Here is a 24709-nt window from a genome sequence, read left to right as displayed (position 1 = left end):
GCACTTGTTTGGCCGCCTCTCAGTCGTCCGCTTCCATGCCCTGCTGACGCAGGCGTTCGATGCCCGCCTTCATCGCCGCCAGTGCTTCGGGTGAATGGCCTTGCCACTCCAGCACTTCGCCGACCACCCTGAGCGGATCTCGCGAGCGGTAGGACCTGGTGGGGTTGCCGGGGAATTTCTTGTCGGTGAGGTTGGGGTCGTCCACGATGGGCCCCGTCGGCTCCACGATATAGATCCGTTCCCGGCCGCTGCCCTGCGCCAGCTCGGCGCCCCAAACCGCAGCTTCCAGCGTGGCGCTGAGGTAGACGTGGTTGGCCTTCTTACCGGTGCCGTAGTTCGTCATGAAGCCCGGCGCAATCAGGTCGCCCGGTTTCAGGTCGGCGCGGGTGCCGTGGTACAGGGGTTCAGTGGTGTCGATGCCGCTCATTTTTCATCGCTCCGCAAAAGGCCAGGAACGTACCTTGCCAATATTGCAGATCGGCGTCAACGGCGGCTTTGTTATGGTTTGAAACAGACCACCACGGCAGCACGGGCATGGGTTATCATGTGTTAAGTGAAGAGCGCCGGCCTATATGGGCCGGCGCTTTTTTTGCCCCGGTACGCCTTATCCCGCCGGCCTGAGCGCCTTCCGCACGGCAGGCAGCAGGCGCTCGCGCTGGGCGTCGTCCTTGCTTTCGCTGAGGGACAGGTAGAGCGGCAGCAGGAAGCTTTTCAGGTTATGCCGGCGTGCCAGGCCCGCCTGGGTGCGGAACGAGGGATCGGCCGGCGTGATGGCGATGCTGCCTATCCAGGCCTCCCATTCGGCGGCATCGAGTTCGCTGCGCCGGGCCAGATAAAACACCGGCGCCATCAGCCGTTCGCCTTCGCCGTAATGGAAGAAATGCGCGGATGCCGCGGCGCCGGTGGCGGACAGCTGGGCAGCCACGGCAGACAGGATCAGCTTCTGCTCGCGTTTTCCAAGCGCGGGGTTGAGCGACAGCTGCAGCATCAGATCGGCCCCATGGGCCACGCCATGGCGCCAGCCTTCCTTCTCGTCGTAGCCACGGTAATCCCGCACGGTGGAGAGATAGGCGCTCGCCTCCGCCACCAGTTCATTCCGTTGCGCTTCGCTCAGCCAGGGCTTGATGCGGTCGGTGCGCGCCACTTCCGCCAGCACCAGGGCCGCAAAGGGCCGCGCAAAGCCGGCTGCATCCGGCTCCCGCAGGGCGGCCAGCTGGCTGCTGCGGACACGGTCCAGCGTTGCCGCGTCCAGTTTCCCGGTCCGCATCCATGCGTTCAGGGCCTCATAGGCCATGCCGTCGCGCAGTACGGGATCGGGATCGCCCAGGCAGTCCAGCATGCCGAGCGCCAGGGCCTGCCGCCTCGCGTCGTCCGCTATCTCCCATTTCGTCGCCTGGAGTTCAGCGAGCTGCGCGCGTGAGGCGCCCGCAGGCGGACAGCCGGCTGCGGCAATGCCATGGACGAGAACCGTGCCGATGAAAGTCAGAAGGAGGCGCATGGATTCGCTTTCTTATGGAGACAGGACAGTATAGCTACACATGAGCGACTTTCCTGCCGCGAATGCCAGCTAAACAAAAACGCCACCCGGAACGGTGGCGTTTGCAAGCTGGCGGTGCAGCGGCAGCTTGGCGGTCAGTAGTCCCAGATCACCGGCACCCAACGGAAGGCGCCGCCGTGGTTCGCCACCCGGCTGACTGAGGGGAACGGCAAGTGGGAGGCCACCAGCAATCCGCCATTCTCCGCCAGTTCCTGGAACAGGCGAATGCGTACGCGGGCCGACTCCTCAGGGTCGTGTTCGAAGCCGTTCTGCCACTCCGGATGGTCAAACCCGACCGGGAACATGGCATCGCCGGCGAACACCAGCCGTTCATCGTCCGATTCCAGGTCGACCACGCTGTGGCCCGGCGTGTGACCGCCGGTGAGACGGACCACCACGCCCGGCGCGACTTCGTACTTGTCGTCGAATAACCGGATCCGGTCGCGGTACTCGCTATGGAAGCTGGCAGCGGTCGAGCGCAGCACGTCCGGCACCGGCTTCGGCATGTCGGTGTGGGAGAAATCGGGCGAGGTCCAGAACTTGACCTCAGCGGCGGCCACGTGGATGCGCACGTCCGGACGCAAGCGGTTCTTCACGTCGTCGACGAGCAGCCCGCCCACGTGGTCCATATGCATGTGGGTAATGATCACGTCGGTCACGGACTCCAGCCGGATGCCGGCAGCCTCCAGGCGCTGGGGGAACTGCCCGGCGCGCGGGAAGCCCGGGAACTGGCCGCCCAGCCCCGCGTCGATGAGGATGGTCTGGTCGCCGCTGCGCACCACCATCACGTTCAAGGGCCAGTCGTAGGTCTCCTGCGGCAGGAAATTCTCGTCCAGCCAGACCGCCAGGTCGGCCTGGGCGGCATTGGTGGCCATCGTCGAAGCGGGCAGGGGCAGCACGCCGTCGCTGATCACCAGCACGTCCAGCTTGCCAAGCCGCAGCGCGTAGCGCGAGGGCACCAGCTCCTGCGGCGGGTTGACCAGGCCCATGTCGGTATGGGTATCGCGCTTGATCGGACTCTTTTTCGATTGCGTTTGAATGTTGCTGACCATTTGGTTCATTTTTAGCTCCTGTTGAATACTGCTGGCGGTGGATTGCAGGATCAGAGATCGGTGACCCGCTCCGGATCGGCCGACGCGAGCGCGGCGGCGCGCTCGGCCTTCGGCGGATAGATCCAGAGGGTGTTGATCTCGCGTTTCGTCTTCTTGGCGGCGTTGCCGACCATTTCCACCTTGCGCTCCCAGCCGCGCGTGAACAGCGCGCCGGCTTGGCCCAGGTCCAGGCAGGTGACGTAGGCCTTCTGGTGGTAGGGTTTGGCCGGCACGCCGAGCAGCTCGGCCGCCGCGTTGTTACCGGCAAACGCGCCCATCCGGGTAGCGTGCTGGCAGGACATCAATGCGTAGTGGCCCTCGTCGTCGCAAGCGGCGCGGGCCGCGTCGCCGGTGGCGAACACGCCTTGAACGCCCGGCACACGCAGGTCGCGGTCGACCAGCAGCCGCCCGGAGTTGTCGCGCTCGGCGGGGATTTGCTCGGTCAGCGGGGCGGCGCGAATGCCGGCCGCCCAGATCACGGTCTCGGTCCCGATGTGTTCGCCGCTGGACAAGGTAATGCCGGACTTGTCGAGCGAGGTGACGCCGACGCCGAGGCGGGTTTCCACGCCGAGCTTGCGCAGCGCATCCTCAATGACGGGGCGGGACTCCGGGCCCATGTCGGGCGCGACCACCTTGTTGCGGTCGACGATGATGACGCGGGCCCTGGCGTCGTTGCCGAGAATGCCGCTTAGCCGCGCGGGCAGTTCCGTCGCCGCTTCGATACCGGTGAAGCCGCCGCCGACCACGACCACCGTGTTGCGTCCGTTCGTGGGGGGACGCCCGGCCAGGCCATGCAGGTGCTTGTCGAGGGCGACCGCGTCGTCGAGCGAGTCGACGCTGAAGCTGTGCTCGGCGAGGCCGGGTATGTCCGGGCGAAACAGCCGGCTGCCCGAGGCCACCACCAGGCGGTCGTAGGAGAGCGATTTGCGCTCCCCTTCCGCAGTCGCGATGCCTATCGTGCGGGAGGTGGCGTCGACCGTCTCGGCACTGCCTTGCACATATACGACGTCGATGGCATTGAACAGCTCCAGCAGCGGTGCGGTGAGGGTTTCAGGATTGGGTTCGTAGAGCCTGGGGCGTACCACCAGCGTCGGTTCCGGAGCGACCAGCGCAATCTCCAGTTCTTGCGGTGATGCGCCCCGGATATCGCGCAGGCGGGCTGCGGAAAGCGCGGCGTACATGCCGGCGAAGCCGGCCCCTATGATGACGAGTCGCATGTGACTTCTCCTATGTTGATGGACACAGTCATCATGTAGCCTGCCGCGCGCGGCCGCTGCAGAGCGATTGCGCTGCTTGTAGCGCGATTGCTGCTAACGCGCGCGCCGCCGCCAATCGCTCGGCGTTTCGCCGGTCAGTTTGCGGAATCGGGCGGAGAAGGCGGATTGGGAGGCATAGCCAAGCGCCGCCGCCACCGACATGACGGAGGCGTCGGTGTCCCGCAGCATGTTCATGGCTTGTTCCAGCCGGTGCTGGCGCAGCCAGGCATGGGGCGCGAGCCCTGTGCTTTCCTTGAAGGCGCGGCAGAAGTGAAAGCGTGACAGGCCGGCCTCCGCTGCCAGCGCCGCGAGCGAAACGTCGGTGTCGCTGTCCGAGCGCAGGCGTTCGATGGCGCGCAGCAGGGCCTTCGGCGCCAGCCCGCCCCTGGCCGGCTGAGCCGTTGCCGGGGCCCCGGTGTGCGCGGCCAGCAGGCGGGTGGCCAGCAGGTCGATCAGCTGCTGCCTGAACAGCGTATCAAGTACCTCGTTGCCTTCCAGGAAGTCGGACGCACTCAGGAGCAAGCGGGATGTGATGGGATCGGGCTGCGCCGTGCGCTCCAGCAGTTCGACCGGGGTGGCGATCCCGGCTTCCCCGGCGATGCGCGCCAGCGATGCACGCGGAAGATAGAGCTGAACGATATCCACAGGTTTTGGAACATCCCACCGGGAGCTTGAGCCTTCCGGAATAATGATCACCACGCCGGGACGAACCGTTCCGATCACAGTCGATCTTCCCGACCGCCGCTGCATGCGCTGCACGATGCCGTTGTAAGCCATGATGACGTGGTGGGTCATGGGCAGGATGACGTCGTGCAAGGGGCCATGTTTCCAGTGGGCGATGCCTGCGCCGGACTGGTCCAGCGTCATGCGGAATGGCGTGGTCCCCAGCACCCGCGCCATCTCCTGGTCGGCGGGCGCTGCCGGTGGATATCTGGAATGATCGCTTGCGGTCGGTGGCGTTGTCATGCTTCGGGCTTGCAGTGTAGGGGGAGGCGCCCTTTGCGCTCCCATGCCCTGCAAGACGGCGGCACCCGCCACTTTGTGACAGCTAGCCCTGCTATGTTGATCAGGCAAAAAAAAACGCCAACCGGCGAAGGTTGGCGTTTCTTTGGCATGTTCTTGGTGGCCCGGGGCGGAATCGAACCACCGACACAAGGATTTTCAGTCCTCTGCTCTACCAACTGAGCTACCAGGCCAAGGCGCGCAATTATAGCAGGGCTGGCGGCTTCCGCCAAGTGCCCGCGCCGCCCGGCTGCGATAGAATGCGGGGCATGACTGTCCCTGCCAATAATTCCCCTCTGCTGGATGCCGGCCAGATTGCCTTCATGCGCGGCGGCGTGTCGATCAGCATCGGCAGCTGCGGCGCGGACGGTTTGCCGCAGCTGGTGCGCGGTATCGGCTGCCGCGTGGCCGATGACGGCAGCCAAGTGACTATTTTTGTGCCGGAAGCGAAATCGCAGCAGGTGCAGCGCGATATCTTCGCCAACGGCGCCATCGCCGCGGTGTTTACCCGGCCCTCCACCCACCGTACCTTGCAGATCAAGAGCCGCAATGCGCGCGTCACCGCGCTCAGCGCCGCCGACCTGGCGCTGGTGCATGCCTACCGCGATGCTTTCGTCGAGGAGCTGGGCACGATCGGCTTCCGCGAGGACATGGTGCGCACACTGCTGGCCGCGCCGGATAGTGAACTGGTGGGCCTGAGCTTCAAGCCCACCGAAGCCTATACGCAAACGCCGGGGCCGAATGCCGGCAAGCCGCTGGAGAGCGGGGAATGAGCGCGGTCCGTCTCGATGCGATCCGCGAGTGCTTCGAAGGCCTGATTCCGGCGGTGATCGCCACAGCCGATGCGAGCGGCATGCCGAACGTGTCCTATCTCACGCAGGTGCAATACGTGGACCCGCAGCACATCGCGCTGTCCTACCAGTTCTTCAACAAGACGCGCAGCAATATCCTGACCAGCCGCAAGGCGCGCCTGATGGTGATCAGCCCCCTGACGGCCGCGCAGTACCAGCTCACGCTGGAGTTCCTGCGCACGGAAACCAGCGGCTCCCTGTTTGAAAGCATGAAGGCCAAGCTGGCCGGCATCGCTTCCCATGTGGGCATGAGCGGCGTGTTCCAGCTGCTCGGGTCCGACGTCTACCGCGTGACCGAGATGCAGTGTGTGCAGGGCGCCCAGGTGCCGCCGCCGCTGTCCACGCTGAACCGGCTGGCGGAGCTGCGCAGCTCCAGCGAGCGCCTGCGCGAGTGCCGCGACCTGGCCGGCCTGTTCGATGAAATGCTGCGCTGCCTCGATGAGAAATTCGGCATTCCGAACGCGGTGATCCTGATGTACGACGCGCCCAGCGCAAGCCTGTACACGGTGGCCAGCCATGGCTATCCCGAGTCGGGCATCGGTTCCGAAATCGCACTGGGCGAAGGCGTGATCGGCGTAGCGGCGCGCGAGCGCACCCCGATCCGCATCAGCCATATGACTTCAGAGTACGGCTATGGCCGCGCGGTGCGCGAGGCCTGGCGCGGCAGCCCGATGGCCGATGCGCTGGCGCAGGAGATTCCCTTGCCCGGCCTGCCGGAATCGCGCAGCCAGATGGCGGTGCCCATCCTCGGCTGCGACCGGCTGATGGGCGTGCTGTATGTGGAGAGCCCGCAGGACCTGCGCTTTACCTACGACGATGAAGATGCTCTCGTCACGCTGGCGGCGCAGCTGGCGATGGCCATGCACATCATGCAGGGGCAGGAAGCGGAAGCGGTGCAGCCCGCGCCCGCGGTGCAGGCGCCGCTGCAAGGCGCGCCACTGCTGGTGCGGCGTTTTGCCGCGAGCGACAGCGTGTTCTTCGGCGAGGACTACCTGATCAAGGGCGTGGCGGGGCGTGTGCTGTGGTGCCTGATGCAGGACTTCGCGCAGCAGGGCCGCAGCAGCTTCAGCAACCGCGAGCTGCGCATCGATCCGCGCCTGCGCCTGCCGGACGTGAACGACAATCTGGAAGCGCGCCTGGTGCTGCTGGCGCGCCGCCTGGCCGAGCGCGATGCGGGCGTCGCGCTGGAAAAGACCGGGCGCGGGCAGTTCCGCCTGAATGTGCAGCGCCCGCTGCAGCTGGTGGAAGTCGCCTAGACGGCAAGCGCCATCTTCAGCTTGCGGCTGTCGCTTTCCTCCAGCATGTCGGTGGCCATCTGCAGCAGGCCCGCAAACACCGGCGCCGGGGCGCCGGCGCGCATGCCCTTGAACAGGGCGGCGCGTTCGTCCGGATTCAGGGCCGGGATCATCCACTTCATCGAAAACGCCATCTCCTCCGGCGCGATGGTGGCCACGATGGCCTGCTCGATCGCCATCAGTTCTTCATCCGAATAGTGCGCCCACAGCACGGCGTTGTTGGCCGTTTCTTCCATATTCATGTGCACCAGGTTCTCGCCCACGAACACCGACAGCGCACGGTGCAGGTGGCCCAGCTGCACTGCGCGGGCGGCCGGTTTCGATGCTTCAACCAGGTCGCACAGCATCTCCAGGTTGGCGATATCGGACAGGTGGTGCACATGGTCGGCTTCCGCGGTGCCGGTGGAGCCGGGGGCGCGCGCTTCCATTGCCGGGTGCACGAATTCGGATTCGTGCTTCAGGTGGCCGCGCATGAAGTCCAGCAGGCCGCGCAGCTGCTGCAGGCTGTTCGCCACATCGGCCGCGTCGGCGGCATCGATGCGGCCGCTGCGCTGCAGCGTGTCGCTCATGAAGGCGCGCAGCGCCTTGTGGATCGGGTTGTAGATATTCAGTCGGGTGGCGTGCAGATCGCTCATGGCTTCCTCAAGGGGTGTCAGATTCGAGGTGTGCATGGTAGCGAGGCGCCACGCGGCGCATTCTTAAAACTTCCCTCAGCGCTTCTTAAAAACTTCTTAAGCTCTTGAGCACGCGGCCGTCGGCGCCGAACAGCACGATGGTTTCGGGGCCGCTGTGCCGCGCACGGCGCGCGGCTTCAGGGTAGAGCCAGGCCTGCATGCCGCTGGCGAAGCGCACTTCCGTAGCGGGGCCCAGCAGCGCACGCACCTGCACCTCCGTCTGGCCGGCCTCAATGCCGGCAGCGGCCAGGGCGTCCGGGGCGGGCGGCTCGTCCATGTATTCGAAACTGAGCAGGGTATCGTCCGGCCAGCTGCGGTCCCAGATGGGAGCATGGTAGCTGCGGTCCAGAAGTACCTGGCAGTCGCAGTAGGGCAGGTCGGCGGCGGGCAGCGTGCCGCCCGCATACTGCAGGTGGAAGGGCAGGGTGGCCGTGCGCGTGCCGGCGCGCAGGTGCACGGCGAACAGCGGCCGCTCGGCGAAGAACAGGTAGTTGCCCTGTTCGTCGCCGCAGACGCGTTCCGGGCTGGTGAGCATGTCGGACAGCCAGCGGAGCAGGTGGGCATTATTCGATACCAGCCCCGCCTCGACGCCCACCAGGCATTCGGCGCGCAGATCGCCCAGGCGCCGCTGGCCTGGCGGCACGCCGGGGCTGCGCACATCCGCGCGCCAGGTCATGCTGGCGGTGCGGCGGTTTGCCACCAGCGCGGCGTCCTCGCGCTGCGCCTGCGCATTGCGCTCCAGCGTGAAACTGTTGTCCGGCCCCACCGGCACCGGCAGGGTGACGGTGTCGCCCACCACCTGCATGGCGATGCCGTCCATGCGCGTGCCCGGCAGCCGTGGCAGCAGGCGGAAACGCAGCACGGCGCCGGGCGCCTTGCTTTGCTCCGATTCGAAACGATCCATGCCGCGCAGCATTTTGCGGTAGGATTTGTCAACCGGATCGCGCGTGGATGACACGGTTACGCTCTGCACCTGGGCCATTGCATTGCAAGTGATGCAGAATGCCGCGAGTAAAAAGAGGTATTTCATCGGTTTGTTCAGGACAAGGAAAATGGCCGGCCAAGCGTCCACGGGCCACCCCGCAGTGGGCGGTAGAATGGGTTTGGCCGTACTGGCAGGATAGCGAAAAAATCTCATGACGAATGACCGAACGCCAACCGTGGCGAACCCGCTGGAGCGCCGTCAAACGCTGGCGAACTACGAGCAGCGTTATGAAATGCTGGTGGCCAGCATCAGCGACTACGCGATCTATATGCTGGACATGGACGGCTATGTCAGCAGCTGGAATGCGGGCGCAGAGCGCTTCAAGGGCTACCAGGCGGCCGAGATTCTCGGCCAGCATTTCTCCCGCTTCTATACCGACGAAGACCGGGCCAGCGGCCTGCCGGCGCGCGCGCTGGCCATTGCAATGCGCGAGGGCCGCTTCGAGGGCGAGGGCTGGCGCATGCGCAAGGACGGCACGCGTTTCTTCGCCAACGTGGTGATCGACCCGATCCGCAACGCGGCGGGCGAGCTGGTGGGCTTTGCCAAGATTACCCGCGACATCACGGAGCGCATGCGGGCGCAGGAAGCGCTGCGCGAAAGCGAGCAGCGCTTCCGCCTGCTGGTGCAGGGCGTGACGGACTATGCCATCTACATGCTGTCGCCGGAAGGCCTCATCACCAACTGGAACATCGGCGCGCAGCGCATCAAGGGCTACACCAGGGAAGAGGTAGTGGGCACCCATTTTCGCCGCTTCTTCACCGACGAAGACCGCGCGGCCGGCCTGCCGGAGCGGGCGCTGGAAACGGCGCGGCGCGACGGCCGTTTCGAAAGCGAGGGCTGGCGCGTGCGCAAGGACGGCACGCGCTTCTGGGCCAGCGCGGTGCTGGACCAGATCCGCGACGAGGACGGCCGGCTGATCGGCTTTGCCAAGATCACCCGCGATATCACCGAGAAGCGCAAGGCCGCCGAGTCGCTCGAGCAGGCCCGCAATGCCCTGTTCCAGTCGCAGAAGATGGAGGCGGTGGGCCAGCTGACCGGCGGCGTGGCGCATGACTTCAACAACCTGCTGGCCGTGGTGTCCAGCGGTATCGATATCCTGTCGGTGCAGGCGCAGAACGCGGGCGGCGGCGCCAGCAACCTGCGTGTGCTGGACAGCATGCGCCGCGCCGTGGAACGCGGCGCCCTGCTTACCCAGCAGCTGCTGTCCTTCGCGCGCCAGCAGCCGCTGGAACCGGCGCCGCACCAGCTGAATGCCCTGATCGGCAGCTTCGAGCCGGTGTTGCGGCGCGCCAGCGGCCCGCTGGTGAACTTCCGCATCGACCTGGCGCCAAAGCTGGAGACGGTGATGGTGGACGAGGCGCGCTTTGAGGCGGCGCTGCTCAACCTGGTGGTCAATGCGCGCGACGCCATGCCGGAGGGCGGCGCGCTGTTCCTCGAAACGCGCAGCGTCACGCTGGCGGAAGGCCAGGTGCCCGGCCTGGGCGCCGGTCCTTATGTGTGCGTGACCGTGCGCGACACCGGCGCCGGCATGCCGCCGGAGGTACGCGAACGCGCGCTCGAACCCTTCTTCACAACCAAGCCGCCCGGCAAGGGCACCGGCCTGGGCCTGAGCCAGGTATATGGCTTCATCAAGCAGTCGGGCGGCGAAGTGGACATCACCACGGCGCCGGGGCAGGGCACCGCCATCAGCCTTTACCTCCCGGCCGCACTGGAGACGGAAGCAGGCGTTCCAGCCGTCGCCCCGCGCCCCGACCGGGTGCTGATCGTGGAAGACGATGCGCTGGTGATGGAGCTGGCGACGGAACTGTTCCATGCGATGGGCTATGAGGTATTGGCCGCCGGCGACGGCCGCGAAGCACTGCGCGTGCTGGAGCGCGATGCCGCCATCGACGTGCTGTTCAGCGATGTGATGATGCCGAACGGGATGACGGGCATCGAGCTGGCGCGGCAAGTAAGGGAACGCTACCCGGCCATCAAGATCATTCTCGCTTCCGGCTATCCGCTGCCGGCGCTGCGCAGCCAGCATGAAGGCATCGGCGACTTCGTCCTGCTGAGCAAGCCCTACCGCCTGGCCGACCTGGCCCGGCACCTGAGGATGCCGGGCTGATGCCATTCAGTTGCTGCCGTAGTGCGCCGCCTGGGCGGCGCCGGGCTGCATGGCGCCGCGCTGCTGCTCTTCCGCCACTGCCTTCAGGTAGCGCTCCAGCGCATCGTCCAGCGCAGGCAGCATGCGTCCCCGTTCGCTGCCCAGCGCGGAAAAGCGCGGCTGCGCGGCGCTGAACTCCAGCGCGCTGGATGGCAGCAGTTGCAGGCGCTTGTCCGGAATGCCGGCCAGGGCGCAGGCGCGCTGCGCCAGCCCGGCCCAGCTCACCGCTTCGCCATTGCTCAGGTGCCAGATGCCGGATTCGCCATCGATCATCAGGTCGAGGCAGGCCTGCACCAGGTCCGGCACATAGGTGGGCGATACCACCAGGTCTTCCGCCGCTGAAAAACTGCGGCCTTCGCCCAGCGCCTGCAGCGCCAGTGTGACGAAGTTATGGCGGTCCCAGGGGCCGAAGAAGGCGCTGGTGCGCACCATCAGCGCATCCGGATTCACGCCCAGTACGCGGCGCTCCGCTTCGGCCTTGCTCTGGCCGTAAACATTGAGCGGCGACACCGGATCGCTTTCCACATAGGCGCTGCCCTTGCTGCCATCGAACACCAGGTCGCTGGAGAAGCTGAGCAGGCGGATATTGTGGCGCGCACAGGCCACGGCCAGTACCACGGGACCATGCGCGTTCTCGCGCAGGCAGCGGCTGGAATCCTTCTCCGCGTCGTGCACGCGCACATAGCCGCCGGCGTTGACGATGGCCCAGGGCTTGTAGCGCCGGATGGCCGCTTCCACCGACGCCGGGTCGGCGATGTCCATCTCCTGCCGGTTCAGCACATGCACGGCCAGGTGGCGCTCTGCGCAAATGCGGGCGAAGGCGCTGCCCAGGGTGCCCGTGGCGCCGCTGATCAGGATAGGCTGCACCGTGTGCTGGGCGCCGCGCCGTTCGCCGGGCAGCGCTGCAATGCTGGTGCTGGTGGCCACGGGCGGGCAGAGGAAGCGTCCGGGACGCCGCCACCAGCCCTGGCCCTGCAGCACCGGATGCGAAGGCGTGCGGCCGGAGGCCAGCTCGCGCATCAGCCGCACCACGGCGGTGGGCCGCGGTTCCGGACCGCGCAGGTCGAAGGCGCCGCTTTCGTAATAGCCGCGGCATTCCGTCACCAGGCAGTTCCAGTCGAAGGAGCCGAGCAGGGCCCACACCGTTACGGCCCGCATGTCGGCGCCGGCGCGCTGCACGTCCTGCGCGGCCTGCCACACCTCCATCAGCCAGCGCAGCTGGTCTTCGCGGTTGGCGTCGATATGCGCTTCCGTCACGGCCAGCGGCAGGCTGTAGCGCTCCCACGCTTCCTGCAGCAGCGGGCCGACGCCGGGCGTCGGTGTGGCGAGCGCCCGCGCCGCCTCGATATCGGCAAAGCCGTGCACGCCGACATACTGCTTCGGATAGCGCTCGCCGCGATGGTCGAGCCAGCGCTCGCTGGTGATGTAGTAGTTGACGCCCACGATGTCCGGCGGGCAGCTGTTATCGCGGAACCACTGCAGTTCCTCGGCGCTGATGCCACTGCCGATGAAGTAGTCCCACAGCGCATGCTCCGGTCCGACCATGCCGCACAGCAGGTCCCAGGCCAGCCAGCGCCGCTCGTTATAAAAGTCGGCCCACTCGCCCAGTTCCGGCGTGCTGTAGGTTTTGCCCAGGTCATCGGTCTGCACCAGTTTGGCATCCGGATTGACCTTGCGGATGGCGCGCATGGACAGCACCACGCCCTTGCACTGGTTCATCAGCGCGCGCAGGAAGGACAGGTCGTCCCGCGCATGCGGATACCACAGGCCGTACAGGGCGCAGAAGCGGGCGGTGGTGCAGGGTTCATTGACGGGGGTGTAGTACTCCACCCAGGGATAGCGCTGAGCTACGGCGCCTGCGTATTCGGCCAGGCCTTCGGCGAAGTTATCGTCCACCAGGCTGGTATGGCGCGGGCCGCTGCCGTGGTGCACCAGGCCCACGATGGGCTGGACACCGAGGTCGCGCAAGGCAGGCAGGCGCTCATCGGGCCAGGACCAGTCGGCCTTGTCCAGGCCATCCGGCGCAATCAGCTCCCACAGCACGGGGTAGCGCAGGGCCTTGATGCCAAGCGCCGCAAAGCGGTCCAGATCGCTGAGCCGGCCGGCATGGCCGTTCTGGTCCATCTGACTGAAATATTGATCGCGTACGCGGTTAACGGTCGCTTCGAGGCCGCCCCACAGTTCGATCGCCTGACGCTGGTTCACATCGTTGGTTGAAGTCATTTTTTGCTTAGCTAGTCGAACGTGCGGAAAAGTATGCAGGCATTTGTCATTGTGCGGCGCAGCTTTGCCTTGCGTTATCGAACAGGCTGGCAGGGCAAGCCTTGGGTAAACTATCGCGCCTGACCTTTGCATGCGGGAGCACAGATGAGGTATGTTTTGCTGGGCAATTCCTTGCAGGAGTGGGGCGTCGCACTGGCCGTCGCACTGGGCGCCTCCGTGCTCATGTACGTCAGCAAATGCTTTATCCTGCGCCGGCTCGATGCCATCGCCCAGCGCACGGCAACCAAGGTCGACGACTGGTTGGCGCGCATCCTGCGCTCGACCTATCCGGTCTTCATGGTGGTGGTGTCGCTCTACCTGGGCAGCCTGCTGCTCGACCTGCCGCGCAAATACGAGGTAGCGCTGTGGCGCATCGCCGTCACGGCCATGCTGCTGCAGGCCGCCTTCTGGGGCGATGCCGCCGTGCGCAGCTGGCGCGCGCGCCTGCGCTCCAGTACCGACAGCACCGCAGGCGCCACCTCGGCCGCCATCATCGACTTCGTGCTGCGCATGGTGGTGTGGGTCGTCTTCGTGCTGATGATCCTCGATAACCTGGGCTTCAACATCACCACCCTGGTGGCCAGCCTGGGTATCGGCGGTATCGCGGTGGCGCTGGCGGTGCAGAACATTTTGGGCGACCTGCTGGCCTCCCTGTCCATTGTGCTGGACAAGCCTTTCGTGGTGGGCGATTTCATCATCGTCGGCGAACAGCTGGGCACCGTGGAATATATCGGCCTGAAGACCACGCGCCTGCGCGGCCTGGGCGGCGACCAGATCATCTTCTCCAACGGCGACATCCTCAAGGCCCGCATCGGCAACCAGACGCGCATGCATACGCGGCGCGCCGCCTTCCAGGTGCGGGTGCGCTACGGCACCGGCGCCGAGCAGCTGGCGGCGATTCCTCAGCTGATCAAGGAGATTATCGTGAACCAGAAGGCCACCGCCGACTTCGAACGCGCCCACCTGTTCTCGCTGGGCGAATGGTCGCTGAACTTCGAGGTGGTGTACTGGATCAAGTCGCCGGACTATTTTGTGTTCGTCGATACGCAGCAGGCCATCTTCCTCGACCTGGTGCGCGCCTTCGAGGAGCGCGGCATCGACTTCGCCTACCCGATGCGCATGATCGTGCGCGATCCGGACGACCGGCAGGGCGAACTGCCGCCCTTCGACCAGCCGCCGCAGCACGGCCAGCCGCCCGCGCAGAAGCATTAAGGCCGCAAGGCTTGATCCGCATCAGCAGGCGAGCGCGCCTTTGCTGTCCAATGGCCCGGAGGAGGCCTTCATGGACATGCCATATTGCTTTGCCCGGCGCGGCGCGGCGGGCCTGCGTTTCGAGGGAAGCGCCAGCTGCGCGCTGGGCCACCGGGTGGGCGCCGCGGACGGCATCTGGGCCTGGTGGAACTGGGACGGCGCCACGCTAACGGCCGCCAATGAGCGCTATGGCTTGTATCCGCTGTACCGCTACAGCGGGCCGGATGCGGTGGGGCTGTCGCCTTCGATTCCCCGCTTGATCGCGTGCGGCGCCGATACGGCGCTGGACCATGCCGCGCTGGCCGTCTTCCTGCGCCTCGGCTTTTTCATCGGTGAGGACACGCCTTTCCGCCATATCCGCGCCTTGCCGCCGGCGGCCTCGCTGTCCTGGAACGGCACGCTGCACCTGACATCGCAGGGCAGGGCTGCGGCGCCCACGCAGTCCCTGCGGCGCGATGCGGCCATTGACGCCTACGTCGCGTTGTTCCGCCAGTCCGTTGCGCGCCGTGCACCGGCCGGCTCCGAATGGATCATGCCCCTCAGCGGGGGCCGCGATTCACGCCATATCCTGTTCGAGCTCTTGCAGCAGGGGTACCAGCCCGCCCAGTGCCTGACAACGCAGCACTTTCCGCCACGCGGCGGGGAAGACGTGCGCATCGCGGCCCTGCTGGCGCGCGAACTGGGGCTGGCGCATGTGGTGCTGCCCCAGCCTTCCTGCCGCTTCGAAGCCGAACAGCGCAAGAACCTGCTCACCGGCTTCTGCTCCGACGAACATACGTGGTACCTGGCGGCGATGGATTACCTGCTGCAGCGGAAGCTGCCGCTCTACGACGGCATCGGCGGCGACGTGCTGTCCGCCGGGCTGTTCGTATCGCCGCGCAGCCGCGCCCTGTTCGGCTCCTGCGATCCGCAGGCCATCGCCAACGGCCTGCTTGAAGCGGACGAACAGGTGCTGGCCCGCCTGCTGCCTGCGCCGCTGCTGCGCGGCATTAGCCGGGAGCTGGCGGTCGAACATCTTGCGGCCGAAGTGGCGCTGCACCTGGAGCGGCCCAACCCGATATCTTCCTTCTATTTCTGGAACCGCACGCGGCGCGAAATCGCGCTGGTGCCATTCGGGCTGCTGGGTGGCCTGTCGGTACACGCACCCTACCTGGACCATGAGTTGTTCGACCTGCTGGCCGGCATGCCCATCGGGCTGGTGGCGGACCATGCGCTGCACAGCGATGCCATCGCGCGCGCTTACCCCCGGCTGGCGCATCTTCCATATGAGGACAAGGAGGCGCCCGCGCCCGGCGCCGCGGCCCTGGATGCACGCTTCGCCCGCCGCCTGGCGTGTTCGCTGCTGGCGCAGCGGCCGTCAGCGCTGCTTAACGCAGGCTTCCTGTGGCCACGCCTGCTGGGCTGCCTGGCCAGCGGGCGCATGGCCGCAGGTTCAGCGTGGTATGCGACCCAGGCGCTATATCTGCACCAGCTCGGTTTGCTGGCACAGGGGGGACGGAACAAGGCGGGCGGCACAGGCCCCTGCGCCAGGCGGCGTTTGAAAGGCGCCCAGATGTCTTAGCGCGTGCCGGCTTCGAGGGCGATGCGCTCCGCGCTTTCCGGATCGGACAGGCGCAGCGCCTGCACCAGTTCATCGACGGAGGTGCCGCAGGCGAATACCAGCACGTCGCCTGGCCGGCAGCGCGCCAGCGCTTCGTTGACGGCGCTGTCGCTGTCGAGGATCAGGCTCGCAGCGCCGCTGCGCGAACGGCGGCGTGCGCCTTCCAGCATCAGCGTGGCGCGTTCACCCGGCAGGCGGCCGCGGTGCTCCGTTGGCGATTCATAGGCGATCACCTCGTCGAAGCCCTCGCCGCACAGCTCCCCGATCATGCGCAGGTCTTCGTCGCGGCGGTCGCCCGGCGCCGTCACGATGGCCATGGTGCGCCCGCTTGCCATGCCGCGCGCCATATGGGCCAGCGCCAGGTAGGCCGCCGGGTTGTGGGCGTAATCGACCACGATCTTCACGCCGCGCGCTTCATACACATTGGTGCGCAGCGGGTTGCGCTTGCCGTCCGAGACGAAGGAGGCCAGGCCGTCGGCGATCTGCGCCACCTGCAGGCCGCTGGCCAGCAGGGCCGCCGCCGCGGCCAGCGCGTTGGCGATGTTGTGGCGTGCGCAGCCATCCACCGTGGCGGGCATTTCCTCGGCCCAGCACAGGCGGTGCCGGCGCTGGCCGTCGGCCAGGATCAGCGCGCCGTCCTGCAGGTAGGCAGCGCGGCCGCCGCGCTCCAGGTGCTGCAGCAGCAGCGGTGTTTCAGGGTCGCAGGCAAACCAGATAAGTTCCACTCCCGCAGCCAGTTCCGCGGCGATGGCGATGCAGCCCTGGTCCTCGGCATTGAGCACCACGGCGCGGCGCGCCGCGTGCGCCACCACGCCCTTGGCGCGGATCAGGTCTTCCATCGTGTCGATGCCGTCCAGCCCCAGGTGATCGGCCGTCACGTTCAGCACCACGCCGACGTCGCATTGGTCGAAGGCCAGGCCGCGTTTCAGGATGCCCCCGCGCGCCGTCTCCAGCATGGCGAACTCCACTTCGGGCGCGCTGAGCACGGTGCGCGCGGACCAGTAGCCCGCGCAGTCGCCTTCGCGCACGCATTCGCCGTCGATGAACACGCCTTCGGTGGTGGTGCAGCCAGTGCGTATGCCCGCCATGCGGATGCTGTGGTCCAGCATCAGCGTGGTGGTGGTCTTGCCGTTGGTGCCGGTAATGGCGATGATGGGAATGCGGCCATCGCTGTTGCCGAACATGCCGTCCACAATCGCTTCACCCGCATTGCGCGGCGTGCCGGCGCTGGGGTACTGGTGCATGCGGATGCCCGGCGCCGCGTTCACTTCGATGACGGCGCCGCCCTGTGCCGCCAGCGGCTGGCCAATGTCCTCGCAGACGATATCCAGCCCTGCCACGTCCAGGCCTACCTTGCGCGCGGCGCGGATGCACAGCGAACGTGTGGCAGGCGGCAGCTGGTCCGTCACGTCTTCGGCGGTGCCGCCGGTGGACAGGTTGGCATTGCCGCGCAGCGTGACCACCAGGCCTTCCGGCGGCACACTGTCGAAGCTCATCTGCAGCGACTGCAGCAGGGTTTCGGCATGGCCGTCGAGCGGAATCGTGGTCAGGATATTGCTGTGGCCATCGCCGCGTGCCGGGTTCAGGTTCTCGCGTTCCACCAGCTCGCGGATGGTGGACTTGCCGTCGCCCGTCACGCAGGGCGGGCGGCGCAGCGCGGCGGCGACCACTTTGCCCCCCGCCACCAGCACCCGGTAGTCCTGGCCGCTGACGAAGCGCTCGACGATGATGCGGCGGCCATGCTGGCGCGCGCGCTCGAAGGCCAGCGCCACTTCTTCCGGCGTGCCGCAGCGCGTGGTGACGCCGCGTCCGTGGTTGCCGTCCAGCGGCTTGATAGTGACGGTGCCGCGCAGCTTGCGCGCCAGGCGCTGCGCTTCTTCCAGCGTTCGCACAACGCCGCCTTCCGGCACCGGTACGCCTGCCTCCTGCAGCAGCGCCTTGGTGAGCTGCTTGTCGCTGGCGATGTCCACGGCAATGTGGCCGGTGTCGGCGGTGATGGTGGCCTGCAGGCGTTTCTGTTTTGCGCCCCAGCCCAGCACGAAGAGATTGGCTTCCGGCGTAATGCGGCTGACCGGAATGCCGCGCGCCTTGGCCGCATCCACAATGGCGCCCGTGCTGGTGCCGATGGCCTGCCGGTCAGCCGTATCGCGCAGCCGCGCCAGGGCTTCCTCCAGCGGGTATTCGCGGCCTTCAGCCAGTGCCGTCACCAGTTCGATCGCCACCTCACAGGCCTCCTGCGCCAGCTGTTCCAGCTGGTAGGCGCAGACCACGCGGTAGCGTCCCGGCTGGCCGTTGACGGCATGCGTGCGGCCCGCATCCACCGGTGTACCGGCTTCGCATTGCAGGGCCAGCGTGACATGCTCCACCACGTGGGCCAGGTGCGTGCCGCCGCGCAGCGCCTGCACGAAGCCCGCGTACTTGCCTACCGAGCAGCGGTGGTCGTACAGCGAAGGCAGCATGGCCAGCAGGCGTTCATTGAAACCGGGCAGCGCAGCTGTGTTCAGCGCCTGCTGGCTGCCGAGATCGAGCACGGTAAGCAGGCAGGCGCGCTGGGTATAGAAGTTGCGTCCGCGGAGCAGGCGCTGTTCGATGATTTTCATGAGATGGGGTTCCTTTTGACGAGATGGTGTATGAATTCGCTCAGTACTTCCGGCGCCTGGCGCGCATCGCCGCTGATGCGGCGTGGCGCCGGAGCGTCCGGCAGCATGAAACAGGAACCTGCGGGAAGCAGATGCAGCCTCACGCCCAGCATCTGCGGGGTACAGCCTTCGCGGATATCCGCGATATCGGAAATGACGTCCTTGCCATCGACCAGCGTGACGCTGCCCTCGCCGACGACTTCAATGCCCACCCCGCGCTCGACGACCAGGGCGGTGTTTTCGTCGATGCCCGCGCCCTGCAGCCAGGGATTCTGGGCGATTACGCTGAGCAGGCGGTTCAGGCGCTGGCGCTGGGCGAAGTGCTGGTCGATGACCACCTGCTGCACCAGGCCCAGGCCGGCGGCCAGCGTCACCGCGCCGCGTTCCGGGCTCAGGTCCACGTGGCCGCCGGCCAGCATATGGCCGCTCATGGCGGAAGCGCCTGCGCTGGTGCCCGCCACGCAGGCGCCGCGCTCCTTGAGCGCTGCATGGATGGCCCGATCGAGGGCAGTCCCCCCGATCGCGGCCAGTAATCGTTTCTGGTCGCCGCCCGTCATCAGGATGCCGTCGGCTTCCGCTGCCTGCGCCGCGATATCGGGATCGTTGGCGTCGGCACGGCAGCATACGGCCAGCGAGCGGTGCTCACGCACCCCCAGTTCATCGAGCGCCTCGTGGTAGGGACGCGCCATCTTCTGCGGGTTTTCGCTGGCGGCGTCAATCAGCAGGAAACGCTTGTCGCTGCCGCCTGCGAGATCGACGAAACGGGACAGCAGGCGCTTGCGCGCCTTCCCGCCCTCATCGCCGCCGATGATGAACAGGCAGCCATGTTCTGCATGCCGGGTTTCCATATGCTTCCTTATTGTTCGGGAAGCCAGTATGGGGGGCGGGCCCAACTGCCAGCCAGCGGCGCGCGCGCCGGCACTTTGTAAGATTCAGATTACGGTGTGTGACAATGACAGTAAAAAATCTGTCCAGAAAGCAAAAACGCCACCCGAAGGGTGGCGTTTCACGGAGCCGGTGCTGCTTACTTCTTCGCGCTCAGGCAGTCCTTCATGAAGGCTTTGCGCTCGTCGCCCTTCTTGCCGGCGGCGTCCGCATTACATTGCTTCATCTTGTCCTGCTGCGTCATGGGCGCCGCCGGTTTGGCGCTCAGGCACTCCTTCATGAAAGCCTTGCGTTCATCGCCTTTCTTGCCAGCCGCCTCGGCGTTGCAGGTGGCCATCTTGGTTTGCTGGGAGTTCTTCGCCGGGGCATCCGCCGCAAACGCGGTGTTGGCCAGGAAGACAGCACACAGTACGAGCAGTTTTTTCATTGTGGTTCCCCATAAAGAGCGGCCTACATGGGCGCGCGACAGTATTGTTCCACATAAGCCTGGTGGGAGGGAAGCTGCATCGCCACCTTGTGCACATGGGACTTGATGCTGTCCAGGAAGTGCGCCAGCTCGGCGTCGCCCATCAGGTCCGCGGTCTGGTGGTGCTGCAGCGGCATGATGCCCTGGCCCAGCATCACCTGCACCCAGGAGTTCTCGGCAAACAGCTCGTTCGGGATGCGGAATACGCGGCCCGTCTCGCGGAACAGCTCGATGCGGTGGCGCAGCGACTCGGGGATGTCCAGGTCCTTGCAGGCCTGCCAGTACGGGGTGTCGTAGCGGTTCGTGACCTTGTAGTGCAGGATGATGAAGTCGCGGATATGCTCGATCTCGTAGTTGGCCTGCTTGTTGTATTCGTCGATATCGCTCTGGAAGATGCCATTGGTCGGGAACATCTGCATCAGGCGGATGATGCCGCGCTGGATCAGGTGGATGCTGGTCGATTCAATCGGCTCCAGGAAGCCGCTGGACAGGCCGATGGCCACGCAGTTCTTCTTCCATACCTGCTTGCGCTGGCCGGGCGTGAACTTGATCACGCGCGGCTGCACCAGGGCCTCGCCTTCCACATTGGCCATCAGCACGCGGGTGGCCGTTTCGTCGTCCATGTAGCGGCTGGAGAACACATGGCCGTTGCCCACGCGGTTCTGCAGGCCGATGCGCCATTGCCAGCCCGCGTCGCGTGCGATGGAGCGGGTGTAAGGCACGGCGTCGCTGACGGAGGCGGTCTGCACTGCCACCGCGCTGTCGTTGAACAGCCAGTGGTTCCAGTTCTCGTATTCCACGCCAAGGGTCTGGCCGATCAGCAGGCTGCGGAAGCCGGTGCAGTCGATGAACAGGTCGCCCTCGATCTCGTCGCCCGACTCCAGGCGCAGCGAGCGGATGTCGCCGCTCACGGGATCGGTCTTCACTTCCGCGATCTTGCCTTCGATGCGCTGGGTGCCGAACTTCTCGGAGAAGCTGCGCAGGTATTGCGCATAGCGCGATGCATCCAGGTGGTAGGCGTAATTCAGGCCGTTGTTCGGCAGGTGGGCAAAGCGGCGCTCCTGCGCGGCCTTCAGTTCCAGGCAGTAGTCGCCATAGTCGGTGGCCAGGCGGCGCTCGCGGCCCTTGTGCCAGAAGTGCTGGAAACCGGCGGTCCAGTGGTCGGTGCCGGTCATGCCGAAGGAGTGGATATAGTCTTCGTTGACGTTGCGCCAGTTCTCGAAGCTGATGCCCAGCTTGAAGGTGGCGTTGGTGGCGGCCATGAATTCCTGCTCGTTGAGCTCCAGCAGGCTGTGGAAGGTGAGCAGGGTGGGAATGGTGGCTTCGCCCACGCCGACGGTGCCGATTTCATCGGACTCAATCAGCTTGATGTCCAGGTTCTTGCCCAGCGTCTTGGAAAGCGCCGCGGCGGCCATCCAGCCGGCAGTGCCGCCGCCGGCGATGACGATGCGGCGGATCGGGCGGCGCTCGGTATTGGTCGATTGGTGTTGCACGGTCTGTCTCCTCTCAGCGGTTCATTCTTTGCAGCAGTTGCGCGCGCAGCATGCGCGTGGCGTCGCCGTCCAGCGGCCCCAGGACGCGGCGCGCTTCGGGACGGATATGGGCGGCGGTATTCTCGTCGGCCTCGAACACGTAGTGCCGGAACAGCTCCTGCCATGCCGCGCGCTGCTCCTTCGGCAGGTCGCGGATGGTCATCAGCGCATGCATCAGGGCATTGGTCGGCGTGTCCATGTATTCCGGCGTGGCGCGCCACCAGTAGTTGATCAGCACATTGAAGCGGTCCAGCGCCTCCACATGGTGCCACCACATGCTGGGGATGAACAGCGCGTCGCCCGGCCGCATCTCGGCTACCTGCGCATGCTGCCATGCTTCGGCGAATTTCGGGAATTTTTCGAGGTCCGGATTGGCGAAGTCCACCAGGCTGATGGCCTGGCCGGCCGGCGTGAAGTCCAGCGGCCCGATATACAGATTGCTTAACTGCGCCGGCGGGAACAGCGTGAAGCGGCGGTGGCCGGCCGCCACGCAGGCCAGGTTGTCCGGCAGGTCGTAGTGGGCCGCGATGCGGGTCTGGTTGCCGATCCAGATGCTCATCAGCGCGGCGCGGTCGCCCAGGTCCATCCAGTTTTCTTCGGCAAAGCCGGGCAGGCAGGTTTCCACCGTGGTGGAGCCCACGTAGATGGCGGGCGGCTTCACGTCGTTGTAGTGGCCGCGCAGCTCGCCCAGCACGCCGTCCAGGCGCACCCGCACGGGCGTAAAATTGAAGCCGTCCAGCGTGTCGTTGTAGAAGAAGCGGCCGCCCATCTCCGGCGATCCCAGCATGGCCACCACGGTGGCGTCGCGGTAGTAGCGGCGCAGGTAGGCATCGGCCGCCTGCGGCGATTCCAGGGCCGCCTTCACCATCGGCCATTGCTTCACCAGGCCGCGCAGCAGCAGCGGCTCGGTCGAAGCGAGTATTTCGTCGGTCAGCGTGTGCGGCGTGTAGCCTTCGACATCGCGTACATATCTAGCGGGCGGCAGCTTGGACACGGTTCTTGCGCTCGATCAGGGGGCGGAACTGGGACATGGAGGATACCACCATGAAGATGGCCTGCAGGTAGCCGGCCTTGTGCAGGCGGTCCAGCGCTTCGGCCGGCAGCACGGCCAGGCGGTCCTCGTTGATGGTATAGAAGCCAGACATGCGGCCCTGTGAACCGTCGTCCAGCGTCACGTCCAGCACGAAGGATTCCAGCAGCTCGTATTCCTTCAGCGCGGCCATGAAGGGACCGGCGGCCTGCAGGCCCTGGTGGATGGTGAGCAGGGCGGAATTCATGCGGTCCAGGAACTCGCTGTTGCCGCCGTGCGGCAGGAACACCGGTTCGCCTTCCGTGCTGCTGACGCGGGGGCTGTCCAGGTCCACGTGCACCATCAGCTCATCGCCGTTGCGGCCGATCAGGAAGGGCTGGCGCTCCACCATCAGCGGCACCTGGCTGGCATCCCAGCCTGCCTCGCCCAGGAACAGGTTTTCGCCTTCCTGCAGGCCGAACAGGGCCACCGCTTCAAAGCTGGTGCCGTCATCGGTCTTGCGGAACACGATGGGGTAGTGCGCCTGCAGGCTGCGGAATTCGGATGGGAAGGTAAGGGCGAACATGATGTTGTCGCCATATTGCGCACCGCGTTTGGTGATGACGCGCAGGTCCTTGTGTTGGACGTTATTCAGCAAAACTGGGTTGGGCATTGTTGTCTCTCTTTGTTCTCAGATTTTCGGCAGCCCATGGCGCCGGATATGGTCAAGCAGTTCACGGTTGGACGGCAGCGCGCCCAGCATCCTGCGGGTCAGCTTGGCCGCTTCCGCGAAGTAGCCGTCGGCCGCTGCCGCCTGTCCCGGCATGGCGGCAGTGCTGCCTGGCTCGGTGCGGAAGCCCATGCCGTACAGGATGTACTGGTAGCTGGCCGAGGGGAACACTTCCTCGATGCGGTAGAAATCATAGCGCGAGGGCGAACGGTGGCGCCACAGCGTGAGCAGCTCGGCCAGCCGTTCGGGCACGGTGTTGCGGTTGTCCTGCCAGTACAGCGAATCATTGCGCTTGCTCAGCACATAGTGCAGCTTGAGGAAGTCGATCACGCGTTCCCAGCGGTAGGTGAAGGCGTCGTTGAAGCGGCGCGCGGCGATCGCCATCTCTTCGCGCGTGACCGGCATTTCGTCGGCCAGCATGGCCGCCGACATTTCCACCACGGCCAGGGCGGAGGCTTCCAGCGGTTCGATGAAGCCGGCGGACAGGCCGATGGCCACGCAGTTGCGGTGCCAGAATTCGGCACGGTAGCCGGGATCGAAGGACAGCTTGCGCGGCTGCGGAATATCGGTGGGCCCGCCCTCCTGCGCGATATAGGCGCGCAGTTCGGCCTCGGCCTGGTCGTCGCTGGTGTGGGCGCTGGAATACACATGGCCGATGCCGCGCCTGGTCGGCAGGCCGATATCCCAGATCCAGCCGTTGCTTTGCGCCGTGGAGGTGGTCTGCGAGGCGATCGGCGTGTCTTCTGCCGGGTAGGGAATCTGCACCGCCAGCGCGCTGTCGTTGAACAGCACATGCTTCTGCGAGAGCAGGGGCACGCCGTAATGCTGGCCGAGCAGCATGGAGCGCATGCCGGTGCAGTCCACAAACAGGTCGCCTTCCAGCAGGCCGTGTTCGCGCGTTTCCAGGGCGGCGATATCGCCGTTGTCATGCGAGCGGATGCCGGTCACATTGTCGGGCACGAAGCGCACGCCCAGCTTTTCCAGGCAGTGTTTGCGCAGGAAGAGGCCGAACTTGCCCGCATCCAGGTGGTAGCCGTAATTGGCCACCGCCGCGAATTCGGGCGTGCCGGGCTGCTTCGGCGCGCGTCCGTTGACGCACAAATGGGGCTGGAAGCTCACCAGGTCGGCGAACGGGACCTGCCCGAAGCGGGCCTGCCACTCCGCGGCCAGATTGGCTTCGCCATAGCCCTGCGGCAGCACGAAGGGGTGGAAGTAGTAGTCGTCCGCCGCGCCGGTAATCCACTGCCGGAACAGGGAACCCTGCTTGAACGAGGCGTCGCACTCGCGGAAGAAATCGGATTCGGACACGCCGATGCGGTGCAGCGTGTCGCGCATGCTGGGCCAAGTGCCTTCGCCCACGCCGATCGGCGGAATATCGGGCGATTCGACCAGGGTGACTTGCAGGCCCCCCTGTGCCGTCTGGTGTGCGGCCGCAAGAACGCCGGCGGCCAGCCAGCCGGCCGACCCCCCACCCACAATGACTACCTGTCTGATCATG

General features: G+C 66.1%; 20 protein-coding genes and 1 tRNA gene. 5 read left to right on the top strand and 16 right to left on the bottom strand.

From position 1 onward, the window contains the following. Positions 1-19 precede the first annotated feature (19 nt). The 6 genes from arr to ACJRPG_RS22265 all read right to left on the bottom strand — a co-directional run bounded on the left by arr (position 20) and on the right by ACJRPG_RS22265 (position 5080). Positions 20-427 (bottom strand): NAD(+)--rifampin ADP-ribosyltransferase, encoded by a 408-nt coding sequence (arr, locus tag ACJRPG_RS22290; protein WP_408002301.1) that lies wholly within the window; start codon positions 425-427, stop codon positions 20-22. Positions 428-604: 177 nt separating this feature from the next. Continuing rightward, complete coding sequence (locus ACJRPG_RS22285; protein ID WP_408002300.1) at positions 605-1498, bottom strand: DUF2785 domain-containing protein; 894 nt, start codon at positions 1496-1498, stop codon at positions 605-607. Positions 1499-1632: 134 nt separating this feature from the next. Further along, entirely contained in the window at positions 1633-2526 is an 894-nt protein-coding gene (locus ACJRPG_RS22280; RefSeq protein ID WP_408002359.1) for an MBL fold metallo-hydrolase, read from the bottom strand. Between the two features lie 113 nt (positions 2527-2639). Then, positions 2640-3845, bottom strand: a complete 1206-nt coding sequence (locus ACJRPG_RS22275) for an NAD(P)/FAD-dependent oxidoreductase (RefSeq protein WP_408002299.1) — start codon at positions 3843-3845, stop codon at positions 2640-2642. A 93-nt stretch (positions 3846-3938) separates the two neighbouring features. Continuing rightward, complete coding sequence (locus ACJRPG_RS22270; RefSeq protein ID WP_408002298.1) at positions 3939-4850, bottom strand: helix-turn-helix transcriptional regulator; 912 nt, start codon at positions 4848-4850, stop codon at positions 3939-3941. 154 nt (positions 4851-5004) lie between these two features. Next, positions 5005-5080 (bottom strand) — tRNA-Phe (locus ACJRPG_RS22265). A gap of 75 nt (positions 5081-5155) precedes the next feature. On the opposite strand from ACJRPG_RS22265, the gene ACJRPG_RS22260 reads away from it, so the two are divergent. Together ACJRPG_RS22260 and ACJRPG_RS22255 are read left to right on the top strand one after the other, a co-directional pair. Continuing rightward, a complete protein-coding gene (locus tag ACJRPG_RS22260) occupies positions 5156-5659 on the top strand; it encodes a hypothetical protein (protein WP_408002297.1) in 504 nt (167 codons plus the stop codon). Continuing rightward, positions 5656-6993: a GAF domain-containing protein gene (locus ACJRPG_RS22255; protein ID WP_408002296.1), complete on the top strand. Its 1338-nt coding sequence runs from the start codon at positions 5656-5658 to the stop codon at positions 6991-6993. The genes ACJRPG_RS22260 and ACJRPG_RS22255 overlap by 4 nt, the downstream gene beginning before the upstream one ends. Here ACJRPG_RS22255 and ACJRPG_RS22250 read toward each other — a convergent pair. Further along, entirely contained in the window at positions 6990-7667 is a 678-nt protein-coding gene (locus tag ACJRPG_RS22250) for a hemerythrin domain-containing protein (protein WP_408002295.1), read from the bottom strand. The genes ACJRPG_RS22255 and ACJRPG_RS22250 overlap by 4 nt on opposite strands. 85 nt (positions 7668-7752) lie before the next feature. Further along, complete coding sequence (locus ACJRPG_RS22245; RefSeq protein ID WP_408002294.1) at positions 7753-8736, bottom strand: hypothetical protein; 984 nt, start codon at positions 8734-8736, stop codon at positions 7753-7755. Positions 8737-8842: 106 nt separating this feature from the next. On the opposite strand from ACJRPG_RS22245, the gene ACJRPG_RS22240 reads away from it, so the two are divergent. Further along, on the top strand, positions 8843-10798 hold the full coding sequence (locus ACJRPG_RS22240; RefSeq protein WP_408002293.1) for a hybrid sensor histidine kinase/response regulator: 1956 nt from the start codon (positions 8843-8845) through the stop codon (positions 10796-10798). Positions 10799-10804: 6 nt separating this feature from the next. Here the strand turns inward: ACJRPG_RS22240 and ACJRPG_RS22235 are convergent, their stop codons facing one another. After that, a complete protein-coding gene (locus tag ACJRPG_RS22235) occupies positions 10805-13060 on the bottom strand; it encodes an SDR family oxidoreductase (protein WP_408002292.1) in 2256 nt (751 codons plus the stop codon). Between the two features lie 144 nt (positions 13061-13204). On the opposite strand from ACJRPG_RS22235, the gene ACJRPG_RS22230 reads away from it, so the two are divergent. Together ACJRPG_RS22230 and ACJRPG_RS22225 are read left to right on the top strand one after the other, a co-directional pair. Further along, on the top strand, positions 13205-14311 hold the full coding sequence (locus ACJRPG_RS22230; protein ID WP_408002291.1) for a mechanosensitive ion channel family protein: 1107 nt from the start codon (positions 13205-13207) through the stop codon (positions 14309-14311). 70 nt (positions 14312-14381) lie between these two features. After that, on the top strand, positions 14382-15911 hold the full coding sequence (locus ACJRPG_RS22225; protein ID WP_408002290.1) for a hypothetical protein: 1530 nt from the start codon (positions 14382-14384) through the stop codon (positions 15909-15911). Here ACJRPG_RS22225 and cphA read toward each other — a convergent pair. The 7 genes from cphA to ACJRPG_RS22190 all read right to left on the bottom strand — a co-directional run bounded on the left by cphA (position 15908) and on the right by ACJRPG_RS22190 (position 24708). Then, on the bottom strand, positions 15908-18550 hold the full coding sequence (gene cphA, locus ACJRPG_RS22220; protein WP_408002289.1) for a cyanophycin synthetase: 2643 nt from the start codon (positions 18548-18550) through the stop codon (positions 15908-15910). The genes ACJRPG_RS22225 and cphA overlap by 4 nt on opposite strands. Continuing rightward, the gene (locus ACJRPG_RS22215; RefSeq protein WP_408002288.1) at positions 18547-19437 is read right to left on the bottom strand and encodes a cyanophycinase; all 891 of its coding nucleotides are present in this window, start codon (positions 19435-19437) and stop codon (positions 18547-18549) included. Before ACJRPG_RS22215 ends, cphA begins: the two co-directional genes overlap by 4 nt. Positions 19438-19613: 176 nt before the next feature. Next, entirely contained in the window at positions 19614-19901 is a 288-nt protein-coding gene (locus ACJRPG_RS22210; RefSeq protein ID WP_408002287.1) for a PsiF family protein, read from the bottom strand. Positions 19902-19924: 23 nt separating this feature from the next. Beyond that, complete coding sequence (locus tag ACJRPG_RS22205) at positions 19925-21433, bottom strand: tryptophan halogenase family protein (RefSeq protein ID WP_408002286.1); 1509 nt, start codon at positions 21431-21433, stop codon at positions 19925-19927. Positions 21434-21446: 13 nt separating this feature from the next. After that, positions 21447-22466, bottom strand: a complete 1020-nt coding sequence (locus tag ACJRPG_RS22200; protein ID WP_408002285.1) for a cupin-like domain-containing protein — start codon at positions 22464-22466, stop codon at positions 21447-21449. Beyond that, positions 22444-23154 (bottom strand): SapC family protein, encoded by a 711-nt coding sequence (locus tag ACJRPG_RS22195; protein ID WP_408002284.1) that lies wholly within the window; start codon positions 23152-23154, stop codon positions 22444-22446. The genes ACJRPG_RS22200 and ACJRPG_RS22195 overlap by 23 nt, the downstream gene beginning before the upstream one ends. An 18-nt stretch (positions 23155-23172) precedes the next feature. Next, positions 23173-24708, bottom strand: coding sequence for a tryptophan halogenase family protein (locus tag ACJRPG_RS22190; RefSeq protein ID WP_408002283.1), 1536 nt, complete (start codon positions 24706-24708; stop codon positions 23173-23175). Position 24709: the final 1 nt, after the last annotated feature.

Origin of the sequence: Pseudoduganella rhizocola (assembly GCF_045984285.3) — a bacterium.
In the GTDB taxonomy this organism is placed as follows: Bacteria; Pseudomonadota; Gammaproteobacteria; order Burkholderiales; family Burkholderiaceae_D; genus Rugamonas.
Note: the sequence above shows the minus strand (reverse complement) of the source record. Positions and strands in the feature narration are given on the sequence as shown.